Origin of the sequence: Microcoleus sp. Pol1C5 (assembly GCF_036701115.1) — a bacterium.
Classification (GTDB): domain Bacteria; phylum Cyanobacteriota; class Cyanobacteriia; order Cyanobacteriales; family Microcoleaceae; genus Microcoleus.
In genome coordinates, this window is sequence record NZ_JAUBQE010000045.1 from 28,901 (window position 1) to 45,692 (window position 16,792).

At 44.5% G+C, this 16,792-nt stretch carries 17 protein-coding genes; 11 read left to right on the plus strand and 6 right to left on the minus strand.

Annotation, left to right across the window (positions count from 1 at the left end; genetic code table 11):
• The first annotated feature begins 9 nt into the window (after positions 1-9).
• On the plus strand, positions 10-984 hold the full coding sequence (locus tag QUA23_RS22580; RefSeq protein WP_333078191.1) for a diguanylate cyclase: 975 nt from the start codon (positions 10-12) through the stop codon (positions 982-984).
• Between the two features lie 332 nt (positions 985-1,316).
• On the opposite strand, the gene crcB is transcribed toward QUA23_RS22580, so the two are convergent.
• Positions 1,317-1,715 carry a fluoride efflux transporter CrcB gene (gene crcB, locus QUA23_RS22585; RefSeq protein WP_333078193.1) on the minus strand — a complete coding sequence of 133 codons (399 nt, stop codon included), beginning with the start codon at positions 1,713-1,715 and terminating at the stop codon, positions 1,317-1,319.
• A 128-nt stretch (positions 1,716-1,843) separates the two neighbouring features.
• Between crcB and QUA23_RS22590 the strand changes: the two genes are divergently transcribed.
• The 5 genes from QUA23_RS22590 to QUA23_RS22610 all read left to right on the plus strand — a co-directional run bounded on the left by QUA23_RS22590 (position 1,844) and on the right by QUA23_RS22610 (position 7,445).
• Positions 1,844-2,482, plus strand: a complete 639-nt coding sequence (locus QUA23_RS22590; protein WP_333078194.1) for a macro domain-containing protein — start codon at positions 1,844-1,846, stop codon at positions 2,480-2,482.
• Between the two features lie 373 nt (positions 2,483-2,855).
• Positions 2,856-3,461 (plus strand): hypothetical protein, encoded by a 606-nt coding sequence (locus QUA23_RS22595; protein WP_333078196.1) that lies wholly within the window; start codon positions 2,856-2,858, stop codon positions 3,459-3,461.
• Between the two features lie 163 nt (positions 3,462-3,624).
• Positions 3,625-5,412, plus strand: coding sequence for an aspartate--tRNA ligase (gene aspS, locus QUA23_RS22600; protein WP_333078197.1), 1,788 nt, complete (start codon positions 3,625-3,627; stop codon positions 5,410-5,412).
• 87 nt (positions 5,413-5,499) lie between these two features.
• On the plus strand, positions 5,500-6,648 hold the full coding sequence (locus QUA23_RS22605; protein ID WP_333078198.1) for an AAA family ATPase: 1,149 nt from the start codon (positions 5,500-5,502) through the stop codon (positions 6,646-6,648).
• Complete coding sequence (locus QUA23_RS22610) at positions 6,645-7,445, plus strand: DUF3226 domain-containing protein (protein WP_333078199.1); 801 nt, start codon at positions 6,645-6,647, stop codon at positions 7,443-7,445. Before QUA23_RS22605 ends, QUA23_RS22610 begins: the two co-directional genes overlap by 4 nt.
• 44 nt (positions 7,446-7,489) lie before the next feature.
• Here the strand turns inward: QUA23_RS22610 and QUA23_RS22615 are convergent, their stop codons facing one another.
• Entirely contained in the window at positions 7,490-7,723 is a 234-nt protein-coding gene (locus QUA23_RS22615) for a hypothetical protein (protein WP_190663608.1), read from the minus strand.
• Between the two features lie 166 nt (positions 7,724-7,889).
• On the opposite strand from QUA23_RS22615, the gene QUA23_RS22620 reads away from it, so the two are divergent.
• On the plus strand, positions 7,890-8,096 hold the full coding sequence (locus QUA23_RS22620; protein ID WP_083888202.1) for a ribbon-helix-helix domain-containing protein: 207 nt from the start codon (positions 7,890-7,892) through the stop codon (positions 8,094-8,096).
• A 78-nt stretch (positions 8,097-8,174) separates the two neighbouring features.
• Positions 8,175-8,387, plus strand: coding sequence for a ribbon-helix-helix domain-containing protein (locus tag QUA23_RS22625; RefSeq protein ID WP_242719200.1), 213 nt, complete (start codon positions 8,175-8,177; stop codon positions 8,385-8,387).
• A gap of 87 nt (positions 8,388-8,474) precedes the next feature.
• Here the strand turns inward: QUA23_RS22625 and QUA23_RS22630 are convergent, their stop codons facing one another.
• A complete protein-coding gene (locus QUA23_RS22630) occupies positions 8,475-9,953 on the minus strand; it encodes a glycosyltransferase family 87 protein (RefSeq protein ID WP_333078201.1) in 1,479 nt (492 codons plus the stop codon).
• A 301-nt stretch (positions 9,954-10,254) separates the two neighbouring features.
• On the opposite strand from QUA23_RS22630, the gene QUA23_RS22635 reads away from it, so the two are divergent.
• On the plus strand, positions 10,255-11,442 hold the full coding sequence (locus QUA23_RS22635) for a M20 family metallopeptidase (RefSeq protein ID WP_333078202.1): 1,188 nt from the start codon (positions 10,255-10,257) through the stop codon (positions 11,440-11,442).
• A gap of 209 nt (positions 11,443-11,651) precedes the next feature.
• Positions 11,652-13,307 (plus strand): SpoIID/LytB domain-containing protein, encoded by a 1,656-nt coding sequence (locus QUA23_RS22640; protein WP_333078204.1) that lies wholly within the window; start codon positions 11,652-11,654, stop codon positions 13,305-13,307.
• A 336-nt stretch (positions 13,308-13,643) separates the two neighbouring features.
• On the opposite strand, the gene QUA23_RS22645 is transcribed toward QUA23_RS22640, so the two are convergent.
• Together QUA23_RS22645 and QUA23_RS22650 are read right to left on the minus strand one after the other, a co-directional pair.
• Positions 13,644-13,943 (minus strand): ferredoxin, encoded by a 300-nt coding sequence (locus QUA23_RS22645; protein ID WP_106149950.1) that lies wholly within the window; start codon positions 13,941-13,943, stop codon positions 13,644-13,646.
• 213 nt (positions 13,944-14,156) lie between these two features.
• A complete protein-coding gene (locus QUA23_RS22650) occupies positions 14,157-14,393 on the minus strand; it encodes a hypothetical protein (RefSeq protein ID WP_333078206.1) in 237 nt (78 codons plus the stop codon).
• 75 nt (positions 14,394-14,468) lie between these two features.
• Between QUA23_RS22650 and QUA23_RS22655 the strand changes: the two genes are divergently transcribed.
• A complete protein-coding gene (locus QUA23_RS22655; RefSeq protein ID WP_333078207.1) occupies positions 14,469-15,482 on the plus strand; it encodes a Gfo/Idh/MocA family oxidoreductase in 1,014 nt (337 codons plus the stop codon).
• 55 nt (positions 15,483-15,537) lie between these two features.
• Here QUA23_RS22655 and QUA23_RS22660 read toward each other — a convergent pair whose 3' ends face one another.
• Complete coding sequence (locus QUA23_RS22660; RefSeq protein WP_333078208.1) at positions 15,538-16,716, minus strand: HNH endonuclease signature motif containing protein; 1,179 nt, start codon at positions 16,714-16,716, stop codon at positions 15,538-15,540.
• Positions 16,717-16,792 lie beyond the last annotated feature (76 nt).

A 16,792-nucleotide genomic window follows, 5' to 3' on the forward strand; every position in this document is an offset into this window, starting at 1 on the left:
AATAAGACCATGACAGCTTTATTCAAACTTGCGGCCCAAACGAATATTCTCATCGTCGATGATACCCCAGACAATCTGCGCCTGTTAGCCAAAATTCTAGAGTCACAGGGCTATATTGTGCGTAAAGCCCTCAACGGCAGAATGGCACTCCAAGGCGTTCATCGCGACCCACCTGCTCTAATTTTACTTGACATCAATATGCCAGACATGAATGGGTACGAAGTCTGCCAAAAGTTAAAAGCATCGGAAGCGAGTGCTCAGATACCGGTTATTTTTATCAGTGCGCTCGAAGGACTGGAAAACAAGGTACGAGCCTTTGAACTGGGTGGTGTAGACTATATTACCAAACCTTTTCAAGAACAGGAAGTGCTGATGCGAGTAAAAAATCAATTACTCATCCAACAGCAACGCCAACAACTGATCGAACAAAATCAACGTTTAGAACACGAAATCCAGGAACGTCTGAGGGCAGAAGCAGAAGTAAGGCAGCTCTCCGTGACCGATGAATTAACTGGATTATATAACCGGCGCGGCTTCTTTTTTCTAGCAGAACAACAACTAAAAATTGCGCTTCGCACGCAAACATCCTATTTTATTTTGTTCGCTGATTTAGATGGTTTGAAAAAGATTAACGATACTTTCGGACACGAAATGGGAGACAGAGTAATCGTTGACGCAGCTAAAATATTGAAGCAAACCTTTCGTGATGCCGATATTATAGCTCGACTGGGAGGAGATGAATTCGCTTTATTTATTACTCATTTTTCAGGTGCTTCATCTACTAATTTCCATTCTCGACTGCAAGAAAATATAGATCGCTTTAATCAACAGTCCGAGCGAGCTTATATATCAATAAGTCTTGGTGTAGAGTTGGGGGATTTAAAGAATGAAGTTTTATTAGAACAATTGCTGGCCAAGGCTGACAAACTCATGTACGACCATAAACGCACCAAACGCTGTTTAAATCCTCAACCGTTCTTTTGAGAACAACGGTATCGAAGGGCCATAAGCATTATTTATTAAACGTGAGTTCAACTGAGAAAGAGTAAGCTGAAAACAAGATAAGGAAACAGTTTGAAGACTTTAGCTGCTCAGCCGGAAAACACGATGCAGTACACATCATTACACCTAAACCTGACAGGGTAGCAACCCAGTTAAAATCTGTGCCTGTATTAGGTTAAGGGTGTGAAAAAAAGATGTAGTCGGTATTGTCCAGAACGTCGATATCAAATCGACAGACTGACGCTGAATGGGTTCAGTGTTTGCCTACAATGGCATTCTTTTTAAGTGGTGTTATTTTCATAAATCGATGTTATCTATTTACCAATTCGTGCTAAAATGACACCAAGCTGAACAGCGATTACTCCGAGTATGGCACTGCCTGCCCAGTAAAAAGCGGCGATGCTGTAAGCTCGATCGCGCCACAAGACATTCGTTTCTAAACCGTAAGTTGAAAAAGTAGTATAAGCACCCAAAAAGCCCGTTGCTACAATTAACCGGACTTCCGAGGGAATAGTCACCACCCGTTCTAAAGCGAGGGTGATAAAAAATCCCATAGCCAAGCAACCCGTGATGTTAATAAAAAAAGTTCCGTAGGGAAAAGCCGTCCCGAAACGATTGGCAAACCACAAGGTGATATAATACCGACTCAAAGCGCCGGCAACGGCACCTAAACTAATTGCGATCGGATTGCGAAGATTCGGGTCTTGCAGCATACAGCTATTAAATATTTGCTACTTGATATAGAGATGAATTTTAGATTCAGCGGACTTATGTAAAGTATTGTAGGATTAAATTGGCGATCGCTCTAGCTGTTCGCAATTAAAATTAAGAGAGAGTATTTATGCAAATTGTGCTGGCTACCTTAGACGATGATTTAGTTAGAGCGTGGGAAAGCACTTGCGGCAGTATGGAAAATGTAAAGATACATCACGGTTCAATATTTGATGTGAAATGCGATGCTATTGTTAGTCCGGGGAATAGTTTTGGTTTCATGGACGACGGCTTAGATTTAGAAATTTCGGAATATTTTGGAGGGCAGGTTCTTGAACGCTTGCAAAAACTAATTCAGGCTCGACATCACGGCGAACTCTTAGTAGGACTGGCAGAAATTGTAGACACCGATCATGCTGAAATTCCCTATTTAATAGCTGCACCAATCATGCGGGTTCCCACAGTTTTAAGAGAAACAGTAAATGTTTATCTAGCAACCCGCGCTATTTTGACTCTCGTAAAATTTGGCTCAGTCCCAGATGGAACTCCAGTTAAACATATCATTGAAACTATCGCTATTCCAGGCATGGGTACGGGAATTGGCAAAGTGCCGCCACATATCTGCGCCACTCAAATGAAAGTTGCGCTCGAACAAATACTCTTATCTCAATACGAATTTCCTCAATCTTTACTGCACGCTCAAAGATGTCACCACTTGTTATATAGAGACGAGAGCGAAGATTTGCAGTTGGAAAATGGAAACTATTAAATTTGCTCCTTTTATAGTGTTCAGAAACCAAGTTTATTAATGTGGGTTTTTTTTAGGTATAGAGACGTATCACTAATTTAAGTGCGCTAAACCGTACCTGCAAGTTGGCGGTATCCTACACACGAGAGCAACTTTCGTAGATATAATGTAATAGGACAGAGGTCATTCCAACTAGGTAAGCGCGGATACACAAGTTGATAAAGCTAGAACAAGAATTGCCTAGTTCTTATTAAATGCCAGAATTCCTTCTGGCGCTACACCTACAAAGTCTGTATAAAAGACCACAATTTCTTCTGGCGCTACACCTACAAAGTCTGCATCCAGGGACTGTGAGATTTTTTGAAAATGTTTACTACCACAGGAGAAGATTGATATGACAGATCCAAAAGTAACCGAGGAACCAATTTTAGAGGCAACTGTCGAAACGACGGATCTCGTCAAAAAAGAGATGCCCGACGCGACTGATGAGGCGATCGCAGAAACTGCGGCGCTGTTTGAAGCAATTAAAAAACGCGCCACCGCCGAAGTGCAAGCAGCAGGCGAACTCACCCGCGAAGCTTATTTAAAAGCTGTCAATAAGGCCTCCGGGGCGATCGAAGAAAATAAGGATCTCGCCCACGAGAGATTCACAGAAGCAGTCAGGCTGATTAAACAAGAAACTGAGAAAAATTGGCTGGTGGTAGATGCGATTAAAACGCGGGCGCAAGCGCAGGTGCAAGATGCCGGCGAAGTCAGTCGCGAAGCTTATTTGAAAGCAGTGCGACAAGCGCGAGAAGCGGTGGAACAAAATAAATTGATCGAACGCGATCGCATCGAACAAGCTGTTGACCACATTCAGACGGAAGCTGAAAAGAATTGGCACCTTATTGTGAAGCAAATTGAGTCGATCGGCACTCGCTTGACGGATGCGGCTAAGTCTGCATGGAACGCGCTGACGGCGTTTTTTGACAAGTCTCACAGCGATCGCGGAGATTCCTAGAAGGGCCAGCAGGGGGTTTGGAACTCCCAGCGGGTTGTTAGGGTAGTTAGCTTTGGAATTAATTCCAAAGCTAATGCCGATCGTGCGTGCATTTGCATTCAGCAGAAGTTTCAGGCATACTGCATAATTAAAAAGCTTTATTTTTAGTCCACAACCCCCAATTATGAGAAGTTACTACTGCGGCGAACTGCGAAGCGAACACATCGGAGAGACTGTCACCCTTTACGGCTGGGTGGATCGCCGCCGCGATCATGGCGGGGTGATTTTTCTCGATGTGCGCGATCGATCGGGTATCGTGCAAATTGTCAGCGATCCTGAACGCACCCCCGATTCCTATCACGGGGCTGAGGCTTTACGCAGCGAATACGTGCTTAAAATTACCGGGCGAGTCACCAGCCGCCCCGCAGATTCCCTCAACCCGAAATTGCCTACGGGTGAAGTAGAAATTTATGCTGACGAAATTGAGTTGTTAAATGCGGTTCGCAAACAGTTACCGTTTCAGGTGGCGACGGCGGAAAATGAAAGTGTGCGGGAAGATTTGCGGCTGAAATATCGCTATTTGGACTTGCGGCGCGATCGTATGAGTCGCAATTTGCAGCTTCGCCACCAAGTAGTCAAAGCTATGCGCCGCCACTTGGAAGATGTGGGAGGTTTTATTGAAGTTGAAACACCGATTTTAACGCGATCGACTCCTGAAGGTGCGAGAGATTATTTAGTGCCCAGCCGCGTTAATTTGGGCGATTGGTACGCATTGCCGCAGTCGCCGCAGTTGTTCAAACAATTGTTAATGGTTTCGGGTTTGGACAGATATTATCAAATTGCCCGCTGTTTCCGCGATGAAGATTTGCGCGCCGACAGACAGCCGGAATTCACACAATTAGACATGGAAATGAGTTTCATGTCTTTAGAAGAAATTCTCGAATTAAACGAAGGTTTAGTCTCCCAGATTTTCCAAAGTGTCAAAGGCGTAGAAGTGCCTCGTCCTTTTCCGCGCTTGACTTACGCGGAAGCAATGGATCGCTATGGTAGCGACAAACCAGACACTCGCTTCGGTATGGAATTAGTCGATGTTTCCGATTTGATGAAAGATTCGGGATTTAAAGTATTTTCCGGGGCGGTTGCTGCGGGCGGAATTGTGAAGATTTTGCCGATTCCGGGCGGAAATGATGCGATTTCTAACGTGCGGATTAAACCGGGTGGCGATTTGTTTAGGGAAGCCAGCGAAGCCGGTGCGAAGGGATTGGCTTACATTCGCGTGCGGGATAACGGCGAAATTGATACGATCGGCGCAATTAAGGATAATTTGACGGAAGCGCAAAAACAGGAATTGCTCGATCGCACGGGCGCGAAACCAGGTCATTTGTTGTTATTCGCAGCGGCTGACGCGACAACTGTCAATAAGACTTTGGATAGATTGCGTTTGTTTGTCGGTAACGAATTGGGATTGATTGACAAAGACAAGATGAATCTGCTGTGGGTGACAGATTTCCCGATGTTTGAATGGAACGCTGACGAGAAGCGTTTGGAAGCATTGCATCACCCGTTTACTGCGCCGCATCCCGACGATATTAACGATTTGAAAACTGCGAGAGCTCAAGCTTACGATTTGGTGTTAAACGGTACAGAAGTCGGTGGCGGTTCTCTGCGGATTTATCAGCGGGAAGTTCAGGAAAAGGTGTTTGAGGCGATCGGCTTATCGACTGAGGAAGCTTACAATAAGTTTGGCTTTTTGTTGGATGCGTTTGAGTATGGAACTCCGCCCCACGGAGGTATTGCTTACGGTTTGGATCGGTTGGTGATGCTGTTGGCTGGTGAGGAATCGATTCGCGATGTGATTGCGTTTCCGAAGACGCAGCAGGCGGGTTGTTTGCTGACTAATGCGCCGGCTGGGGTGGATGAGAAGCAGTTGAAGGAGTTGCAAGTGCGATCGACTTATACGCCCAAGTCATAAGTGAATGGGGACTTAGGCAAAGCCGATGTGTCATGCTGAGAAAAGCGAAGCATCTCAGAATTACGTTGAAATGCCTAAGTCATAATTATGAAACACCTTGACAATTTAACCATCCATCGGTTCCGAGGCCTGCGAGATTTGAACTTGCAGGGCTTGGGTCAAATCAACTTATTAGTTGGTGCGAATAACTCAGGTAAAACTAGCGTTTTAGAGGCGATATCAACCTATTGTCGCCCCTTAGATATCGGAGAATGGCTGAAAACAGCACAGCGTCGAGAAATCAAGGCTTCTCCCACGCTTCCATTAAATGCTTTCCAATGGTTATTTCCTCAAAAAAATGAAGTACCTAAACCCATTCTTTACGTAGGAGAAACCTATATTTCTGGCAATGGTAGCTTCCAAGTTGTAGAATCTAGAGCAATCTACAACCAGATGGAACTGCTATATCAATCAGAAAAAGATTTTGAAGATAGCGCTGAAGATTGGCTAGAATCTTATGACTATACTGAATATAAGAGTTCGCACGGTGCTGAAATAGAACTCAAAGCAATATTTCGCGATCCACCAGGAGGTAATGGAGATGCCTTGGGTCGTGAATTCTCAGAAAAAATTGAATTATGGTCTAATAAAAGGCTGAGTCGAGGTGATTTCCGCCAACATCACTTCTACCCAGAATTGCCTATTGATATGGTAACACCTGTTTCTCACAGGCAGGAAAAATTAGAGTCCTATCTTCTGTCACAGGCAATACTAAGGGGATTAAAAAATGAGGTAATTAAATTACTTCAGATTGTCGATGTAGAAATAATTGACTTGGAGATTTTGTCACTTGGAGAACGTCGCCCTAGTATCTATATCAACCATAAATTATTAGGATTTTCACCTTTAAGTGCTTTTGGTGATGGAGTGCGGCGTTTGCTATTCATTGCTTTATCTATGGCAAAAGTCCGAGGTGGAGTTTTACTAATTGATGAAATAGAAACAGCAATTCATACTGAAGCACTTCGCAATTCCTTTGCTTCGATTGTGCAGTGGTGCAAGCTGATGGATGTGCAGTTATTTGCAACGACGCACAGTTTAGAAGCGATTGATGCGATGTTGGATGCTAGCGATTCGGAGACGGACTTAGTTCTTTATCGTTTAGAGAAACGGGAGTCACAAACCAAAGCAGTTAGAATTGAACGGGAAAGATTGCAAAGATTGCGGGAGGATTTGGGTCAGGAGGTGCGCGTGTGAAATACGCCATTATTGGAGTAGAAGGACCCCACGACCAGGCATTTACAGGGAAGGTTCTCAAGCTTTTGGGTTTTAAAGATTTTCGGGAAGAGTTGAAAGGATTAGAGTCTCAGTTAGACCCCTTCTGGCGCAAGTTTATTCCTGTTTATCCTAAAAAAGGAAATTTGTATAAACGTCTTGATATGCCTTCTATTTTGTTTAATAATACTGTCTCTGTAGCAATTTATGCAGGGGAAGGAAGCAATCTTGTGACTAATTTGGATGACATTTTATTCGCAAATTCTGAGTATCAAACAAATTTGGCAGCATTCGGGATAGTTGCCGATTGCGATAAATCAACTCCCGATCGCATTGTAGAACCATATGCTAACAAGTTCCGAAGTTATTTTCCTAATTTTCCGCAGGGCCCGGGTGTTGTAGATACCAATAGCCCGCGTACAGGAATCTATGTTTTGCCAGATAATGTTTCACAAGGTGTGCTTGATACTTTGCTGTGCAGTTGCGGAGAGATAACTTATCCCGCGTACATGAAGAGAGCTAATTCTTATCTAGATTCTTATCTAGAGGACTTTTCCGCTCTAGATGAATTTTCTAAAAAAGAGAGGAAATCTTTAAAATGGAAAAATTTCGATCGAGAAAAAGCTTTAGTTGCTACTGTTGTCAGTGTTCTCAAACCTGGGAAGACTAATACAACAAGTATTGCTGATAATAATTGGGTGAGCGAACAGACACAGCAGCAGGTTCCGGCTTTGGCAAATTTTATTGAGTTTTTGAGACAACTTTTGGAAGTGAGTTAATGGTCGATCGCACTTCACAAAAAAAGTGCGATCGCCCTCAAAGATTACTCTTTCCAGTAACGGGTTAAAATCCGAATCACCTCACCCGCTATCGGCGATGGTAGAGGCGGGCTCCATTCCCCAACTTCTGCAAAACCTAAAACGTGCAGCAGATTAACGATGCTGTCTACCGCTTTGGGAACGCCACACAACAGCAAACGGATCGGTTGCTTACCTTGAGGTACATCAGGAATTTCTTCCCGGAGCAGTTCGGGAACTGATTTTGGCTGTGATATCATACAGTTTCTCCTAAATATGGGAGTTCAAGCCCCCACCGAACGATCGTGAGTCTGAGCGGTGGGGGTTTGGTTTTTGGGTGTTTAGATTACTTTAGCATAAAGTAGATTGTGGTGTGCTACCTTGACCTAAAAATTTTCTAAAAAATTTGCAGTCAGCTAAAATGACATGGTGAACACGCTACCCCCAAACAATGTGAGTCCTGCAAAATCTCCCAGAGTTGCCTTTTACCCGCCGCCCGAAATTAAGGAGAAGTTAGAAAAACTGGCGAGCATTGAGCGTCGTTCGATTTCCCAAATGGCATTACTTTTGGTAGAAGAAGGACTCGAAAGAGCGCAGAAGGAAGGCAAGTTTAATGAATCCAAAGACGATTAAACTATCAACTACCACTGCGCGCGATCGCTATCACACCGTGTGTCACTATGCAAGAGGCGTACAAAGAAAGTACGATCGATGTATGAAGTAAATTCCCAGTTGCCTAACTTGCCAGCAAAAAACCTAAAACGAGTCACCAGCTACGTTCCTCCAAACGCCTACAACGTCTTGGAAGATTGGGCCAAGAAAGAAGACCGGACAGTCAGCAATCTCGTAAGTCGGATTGTCTCTCAAGCTGTAGATGCTTACTTGGCTAAAAAGACTACAGAAGATGAACCCAGCAGCAATTAACCTTTGAGCTCTACGCTAAGGGGTTATTCTCAACTGCCAACCTGTCGGGCCGTTGATTTTGTGTTGGAGTGGGGTTTTGTTTTTCCTCTAACCAGAAACCCGATCCAAAGGGTCAAATTCAGCAACCTGTTTTTGACCAAGGGATGTAATCGCTAAGACTAAAACACTTAACGTAAGGCCTAAAATCGCATAACTCGGTAGTGAAAAAATAGTTACTTTAAACAAATAAGGCAATTCCCCCCCCTTCCAGTTCCACCGCTTTCCTAGAAACACCAACAGCCCGCCATGAATCACAGCGGTTTGCACCAGGACACAGCCAACTGCCAATAACCAAACCGACATTCTTTGCCTAGAGAACGCACAATTTTTAATCTGAAAACATAAATCATTCAGCAAAAAAACCACCGCCGGTGCTAACATCACAGAACTGGTTGGCTGTGAATAGTTGATAGCAATACTCAAACTAGAAATTAGCACCATTTCAGATAAGTCAACTTTTTTTGACCAAACATTGCGAGATTGTTTTTTGTAAAAATACCAACTCACTAAACCAACTAGCAGCAGAATAATCAAGTCAGAAAATAGCTTCGCCACGAAGGGACTATCGGGGAAAAATCTCGGCCCCATAACCCTTAAATCAAGGCGACTCATAGAAATATAAGCATTATTCGATGGATCGTTGAGCCAGAGTGGAAATCCACGAGTCGCATCCTGTATAAATCCTGTTAAAGAATTGCCCGTTACAGCTAGACCTATAACTGCCAAAAAAGTTACCGTTACTAGAGATATAAAAACTAGCTGAAACCGTCTTTTGATTAAAAAATAAGGAAGAAACAATATAACTAAAGTTGGTTTAAAAAGGGCAATTCCTAATAAAACTCCTGCAATTACATCCTGATTTTTTCTAGCATAAATAAACATCCATAACAACAGAAACGCAATAAAAGTTGCCACATTGCCAACTTGAAGGTCGAAGACAAAACCGTATAGGAATGCAACTGATATACTACAAATAGTCCGAAAAGCTCGTGAGTGCGACACCAACAAGATATTCGCTCCCCATAAAACACAACCTGTAGCAATAAGATGCAGCCAAGTCCAGATGGTGAATGCAGTCTTCATCGTGAAATAGCCCAAAAACCACAGCGGAGGAATGATATTAGGTGGATAAACAAAAGATGGAATAAACCCACACACTTTTGTGATGCTACAGAAACCGCTGTTAAACACCTCGACATTAAAGGGACTCAAATGCTGATGGGCTAATCTACTCGCTACATAAAACCACTTAAAATCCCAGTAAGGCGGATCGGGTCTGGTAGTCAGATTGTAAACCAACCAACCGGTATAGCTGAGAAATCTGGTGAGAACTAATACAATAACTGCTTGCAAAATAAACTTAACGATAGGTTGACTAAAAAACTGAGTCAACCTTTGGATCGAAGGATATTTTAAAAACAAAGAATCTTGCCATGCTGTTTTATCGCTATCTAATCGCCAATTAAAATTGAGAAACAAAGCGAGTGTAATGAGAATTATTACATTCCAGAATCCAAAGCTAATCATAGAAAATAATTTTAATAAATTTACTATTCGATGATATCACAACCAGAAATAGTCAACTAAAAATCAGCATTTTCACCTAAAATATTAACTTTTGTTCCCCGTTTCAACCTAACTCTCTCTTCTCTCTTTTCTCTGCGTTCTCTGCGCCCTCTGCGGTGAGAAAAAAATCTTATTCACAAACGAAATAGGATTGCTATCTAAAAGCCCGATCGCACTTTTGCGCCTTATAACCCTGTTCACCCCCAAACATATGCGTTAACCTAGTTGACTACAACTTGTACCGCACTCCCCAAGTAAATTCATGCTTCCCCGCATCAAAGAATTAGCCGCCACCTTAGCCCCCCGCTTAATCGAAATTCGCCGCCACATCCACTCCCACCCCGAACTCAGCGGCCAAGAATATCAAACCGCAGCCTATGTAGCCGGAGTTCTCGCATCCAGCGGAGTCCGCGCCATCGAAGGAATCGGCAAAACAGGAGTGCTCGGCGAAATCAAAGGCAACAGCAGCGAGTCCCGGTGGCTGGCAATTCGCACCGATATGGACGCTTTGCCGATTCAAGAACGCACAAACTTAGAATTTGCCTCCCGCAACGAGGGAGTCATGCACGCCTGCGGCCACGACATCCACACCACCGTCGGTTTGGGCGCAGCCATGATATTGTCTCAGCTAGGGGAAAAATTGCCCGGTCACGTCCGCTTCTTGTTTCAGCCGGCGGAAGAGATTGCCCAAGGTGCTCAATGGATGATTAAAGATGGGGCGATGGAAGATGTTGACGGCATCCTCGGAGTGCACGTTTTTCCGACCATTCCGGGCGGTTGCATCGGTATCCGCCACGGGGCACTGACGGCGGCGGCAGATGACATAGAATTGATTGTGATGGGCGAATCCGGCCACGGTGCGCGTCCCCACGAGGCGATCGACGCAATTTGGATTGCTTCTCAGATAATTACCACTTTGCAGCAGGCAATTAGCCGCACGCAAAATCCTTTGAGGCCACTGGTTTTGACGATCGGGCAAATTAACGGCGGACGAGCGCCGAACGTAATTGCCGATCGAGTAAAATTGCTGGGAACTGTGCGATCGCTGCATCCCGAAACCCACGAAAAACTGCCCGCTTGGATCGAACAAATTGTTTCTAGCGTCTGCGCGACTTACGGCGCTAAGTACGAACTCACCTACAAGCGCGGAGTACCCGGAGTCCAAAACGACCCAAAACTCACGCAATTAGTCGAAACTGCGGCTTTAGAAGCTTTAGGTCGATCGCGCGTCCAAATTTTACCAGAACCATCCCTCGGCGCGGAAGATTTTTCGATGTACTTAGAACACGCACCGGGAACCATGTTTCGCTTAGGAGTGGGACTGACTGACAAACCGAACTATCCCCTCCATCACCCGCAATTTGAGGTTGACGAATCTGCGATCGTCACCGGCGCTGTCACCTTAGCCTATGCCGCCTACCAATATTGGAAAAACCAAGTAAGTAGGTAAACTCGCTTTCATTGAATTACCCATAATAAGATTGTGGGGTGGGTAATGGCTCAAAATTGCTTGATGTAAAGTTTATTTGCGCCTAGCGACTTAACAGAATTCTGGCAATTAAACCAGCTTATCTTCGGCAATTCCCCTATAGCAGCGGCCAAATGTGCTAACGTACAATCAAAAATCCCCCAATTTCAACTATCGCGAGACAGATAACCGTGTTCGCTCAAGCACCTCCCACTCCCAATTACAAATGGTTTAGCTGCATTTCTAGCACTGTTTTCACCGCATTGTGCCTGTTACCCATCTTCAGCGCTGCGGGATACGCCCAAACTCCCCAAAATAGACCCATCAAAATCGGCGTGGTGCAGCGGTTTGGTACCAAAGCAACCGACAAACTGACGCTAAAAGCATTACCGGGCGACAGCTTAACTTTGCGTTACAAAACTCCTCAAGGCATAGAAACCAAAACTGCTGCTAGCGTCAAGTTAGAAATAGCCCCGAAACCGCTGGAATCGCCCTTAGTAGAAGAACGAGTGGTACTAAGTTCTCACCGCAGTTTCGAGAGTGCGGAAGACAGCGCCAATCAGTGGCGCGCCCAGGGAATTGAAGTAGAAATTGCTCAACCTTTGCGCTGGCAAGTTTGGGCCAAAAGAGATGTTTATAACTCTCCTTTGGTGCGGCGCTGGCTGTTGCAAAGTTTGCAAGCTCAAGGGAACACAACAGCTTTTTTGGATTCCAAAGTTTTTAAACAAGTACCCCAGGCATTTTGGGTTTTAAACGGCTTTCGTTTCAACCGCAATGAGTTGGATGTGACGGCGGGGAAAAATGTGATTGAGGTATTGGAACAAACTACCCAAGAGGCGACAGCTATTGAACCCGAAAAAGCTATTCAACAAACTCGCCGTTATGGCGGCAGTTTGCACCTGCAAAAAAATGCTTACGGCACTTATACTTTGGTGAATAAAGTGCTGACGGAAACTTACTTGCGGGGTGTTGTTCCTCACGAAATTGGGGCTTTTTCGCCTTACGCTGCGATTGTAGCTCAAACTATTTTGGCTAGAACCTACGCCCTGAGAAATTTGCGCCGGTTTGCTGTGGATAATTACGAGTTGTGCGCTGATGTTAACTGTCAAGTTTATCACGGTTTGACGGAGGTTTACCCGCAAAGTGATAAGGCGATCGCCCAAACAAGCGGTTTGGTGCTAACTTACGAAAATCAGCTAGTAGACGCGCTCTATTCCGCCTCTAGCGGCGGCGTGACAGCCTCTTTTAACGATGTGTGGCAGGGCGCGGAACGTCCATATTTGCGATCGATCGTCGATTCCGCTAATAATGTTTGGGATTTGTCCAAGCAGAGTTTGTCTGACGAAAACAACCTCCGCCGCTTTATCAGTTTGGAAAAAGGGTTTAATGAGGAAAAAGAAGACACTTTTCGGTGGCGCGAACCCGCTTCTTTGACTGCGATTGCTGGATTTCTCAAACAGTATCTTCAGAAAAAACAGCACCCGCTGTCTAATCTTAAAACTGTCACTCAGGTGGAAGTGGTGGAAAGGTCGGCCGCAGGTCGAGTTTTGAAAATGAAGGTTCAAACTGACTTGGGCCCCATCGATATCGACAAAGACGAGATTCGCAATGCTTTTTACCCGCCGATTAGCACGCTTTTTTACCTAGAACCAATTTACAATCCCGACAAAACTCTCAACGGTTATGCTTTTGTCGGAGGGGGTTTCGGACACGGGGTAGGAATGAGTCAGACTGGTTCTTACAATTTGGCTAATTTGGGCTGGAACGGCTCTCAAATTCTGGGCTTTTATTTTCCCGGCGCTCAAGTTGTGCCGCTCAGCGATAACATTACATTTTGGCGCGAATAGTTTATAAGCGTCGGAGTCGGCGATTGAAATGGCAACTACACAAACAAAGTCCGCCTTCGCGGACTAAACATTAGCCGTAAAACTTTTAGATTTTAGACTTTGGATTTTAGATTGGTTTCACAATTAATCTAAAATCTGCCATCTAAAATCTAAAATTATTTGGTCAGCTATCTGCTCAAACAGCTATGAATTCATAGCTGGGAGTGACAGACTGCTGGCGGCTTTGTTGCAATGTTAGACACAGAAACCCGGTTTCTTAACATAATTGCCGTATTTCAGCTTAATTCTGGAAACGAGAAACCGGGTTTCTTAGGGTATCACGCAGAGCGTCCTTTCTTAGTAGAGCGATTCTTCTTGGTGAGTTTCGATCGTACAGTCAGACTTGGGATAGGCGACGCAGGTGAGGACAAATCCGGCCTCGATTTGGTCATCGTCCAAGAAAGATTGGTCGGATTGGTCAATTTCGCCTTTGGTGATTTTGCCGGCGCAGGTGGAGCAAGCTCCAGCGCGGCAAGAGTAGGGGAGGTCGAGTCCTGCTTCTTCAGCAGCATCAAGAATGTAAGTATCGTCATCAACGTCAATGGTCTGGTTAATTCCTTCGGCTTCGCTGATGAGGGTAACTTTGTAAGTTGCCATGCACTAAATCCTCTCAAAAATTCAACAAGATTGATAATTTTTCCTAATGCAAACTTCAAGGCTCTATTAGCTTTGAGGTTAGCTCTTAGGTTTGTTCCCTCTATGATAGTAGGGGATAGAAGGGAGGTTGACACACTTAGTTACAAAACATTTGAATGGGATTAGTTATAACTTTTTCTAATTTCATCTTGATTACTTATACCTATGTTGGGTTCAGCCTTGTGATACTGTTGCCACAAGACTTGCGCTAAATAATCCGGTTTCCAGGAAAAATCCTGTTTTGAGCCCTACAGCACAAAAACCGGGTTGTTGGTATGCGGTGTGTCGATCGAGTTTCAGCAAAACTTGCTGCAAGGCAAGTCCCAGCAGACGGTGAAATGTATAGTTAGATCGCATCAACGCTTGGGTGTTGAAGGCTCGATCGAATAAATCGCACCACAACCACAGCATAAAATCTGCGCGGTAGAACCCTAAAGCCCTGCACCGCAAGTCTGTAACTATCTAAAATCTTAAATCTCAAATCCCATGACTAATATTGATACTCGCTTTGGTTTTTCGGTTAATTCTCCAATTCGCGTGGGGATTGTGGGTACTGGTTTTGCCGCTAAGTTGAGGGCGGAGACAATTCAAGCTGATGGGCGATCGAACTTGGTAGCAGTTGCGGGCCACTCCCCGGATAAAACCGCAGCATTTTGTCAAGGGTTCGGGGCAGAAGCTGCGGTTTCCTGGCGCAAGCTGGTAGAAAGAGACGATTTAGATTTGGTTATTGTCTGTACGGTGAATCGGGATCACGGGGCGATCGTCCTGGCAGCCCTAGAAAATGACAAGCACGTTGTGGTGGAATATCCTCTATCTTTAGACGTATCTGAAGCAGAAAGGGCGATCGAACTTGCCGCCCAAAAGCAAAAACTCCTCCACATCGAACACATCGAACTCTTAGGCGGTTTGCACCAAGCAATCAAAGAATCTTTGCCATTAGTCGGTAAAGTTTTTTACGCCCGCTACCTTACTATGACTCCTCAACATCCAGCGCGACAGCGGTGGACTTATCAACATTCCCTCTTTGGGTTTCCGTTAGTTGGTGCAATTTCGCGACTGCACCGATTTACCGATTTGTTCGGGGAAGTGACAAGTGTTAACTGTCAAGCTCAATTTTGGGACACTCAGCCGGATTTCTACAAAGCTTGTTTGTGCAACGCACAGTTGCGCTTTGCCAATGGAGTTGTCGCTGAAGCTGTTTATGGAAAGGGAGACACTTTTTGGCAGTCGGAAAACATTTTTACTATCTACGGTGAAGAAGGAACGCTGGTTTTTACTCCAGAATCCGGTCAATTAATTCAGGGAGAAAATCGCCGCAACATCAAAGTAGGGACGCGGCGCGGTTTGTTTGCCAAAGACACCGATATGGTGTTGGAATATTTTTCAAAGGGTACGCCTTTGTACGTAAATAATGCCAGTAGTTTGTATGCTTTGAAAGTGGGCGATGCTGCGAGGCGATCGAGCGAAATTAAGCAAAATGTAGCACTTAGCAATTCGTAAAAACATCGATCGCTAGTATTATGCCACCATTCACTCTTTAAACTGTGGCATTGTACTACAAGTCATCAATTGTAAGAGGAAACCTGTTTTCAATCTCAAACTCAATGGTGAGTTTCACTTTTGGAGGGTCAGGCAGATTGTCAGCATAGATGACAGCCTCTAGCTCAAGAAACTCCTCTGCATTAGAGCCAATGTAGAATGGTTCATCTGCCCAGACAGACGACTTAGGCTGAACATTCCCAAAGTGAACGGTGAGTGTCCATTGGCTGACGTGATCGACCACTTCCGTCTGAGGATCTCGTTGCAAACTGAGGCGATCATATATGTTAGGTGGAATTACGTCAATTAAACGGTAGGCTGGCTTATAGGGTAGTTTATCCGTAACAGTGATACCACCAGAAGAACTCCCTATTATTTCAACTCGTACTCCCTGAAGTAAGGTGCTGCTCTGGTTGTGAATTACAAATGCAACTGGTCTAAGAAGGCTTGTGAGTCGGATATATTCCTCCTTTTCCCGCCAGTAGTCAGGGCTGATTAATGGCTCTGGTGTTCCAATGCTCAAGCCACTTTTGCCGATATCTCGCCATTGCATTACTTGAGTGTCACGTAGTGGGGTGACTGGCTCCCCATACGCGATCGACGACAGCTTAATTGAGTTACCAAGCTCTTGACGAGTCTCATGGTCAGCAAACTGTAGGCTCATCACTGGTGCTGTAAAGATCGCTACTGAATCTGCAATCTGATTTATAGATTGATATGAATCTTCTGGATTGGCACTGAGAGCTTCACGATTACCACGTTTGTTAACCGAATCTAACCATCGCTGCTTAAAGTCGCGTAGTTTCTCTGGAGTTAAGTTCTGTTGAAGTTCCCTCTTTGTATGTGCTTCACCATGATGGTTAAGACAAAGAACTACTAAATTATCTTCAGCGTGACTGCGGGAATCACTATATTCCTCAATATGGTGAACAATGACACCTTGATTTTTGTCCCCACATATACAGCAAGTCATACCACTTTCATAGAGAACTTTGTTCAGCCTTTCAGAAGGAATTGGCGGGCGTTTTTCCCGTAAAATTCTGTCAATTAATTCCTCTCGAATATTTAGAGAACGTAGTTCGTTTTCATCTATGGTTTTAAGGTGATTGAGTGTATATCCAGCTTGGTCAAGGCGCTTAGCTGTTTGTGTATCAAATCCACGCCCCATAAGAGCCTTAAATGTGTTCTCCCCCATTTTTGAACCTCGATACGGTTTTATTTCTACTAGCTTACAATCAATTTAGTTCCAAATGTAGCGCCGAGGACACAGC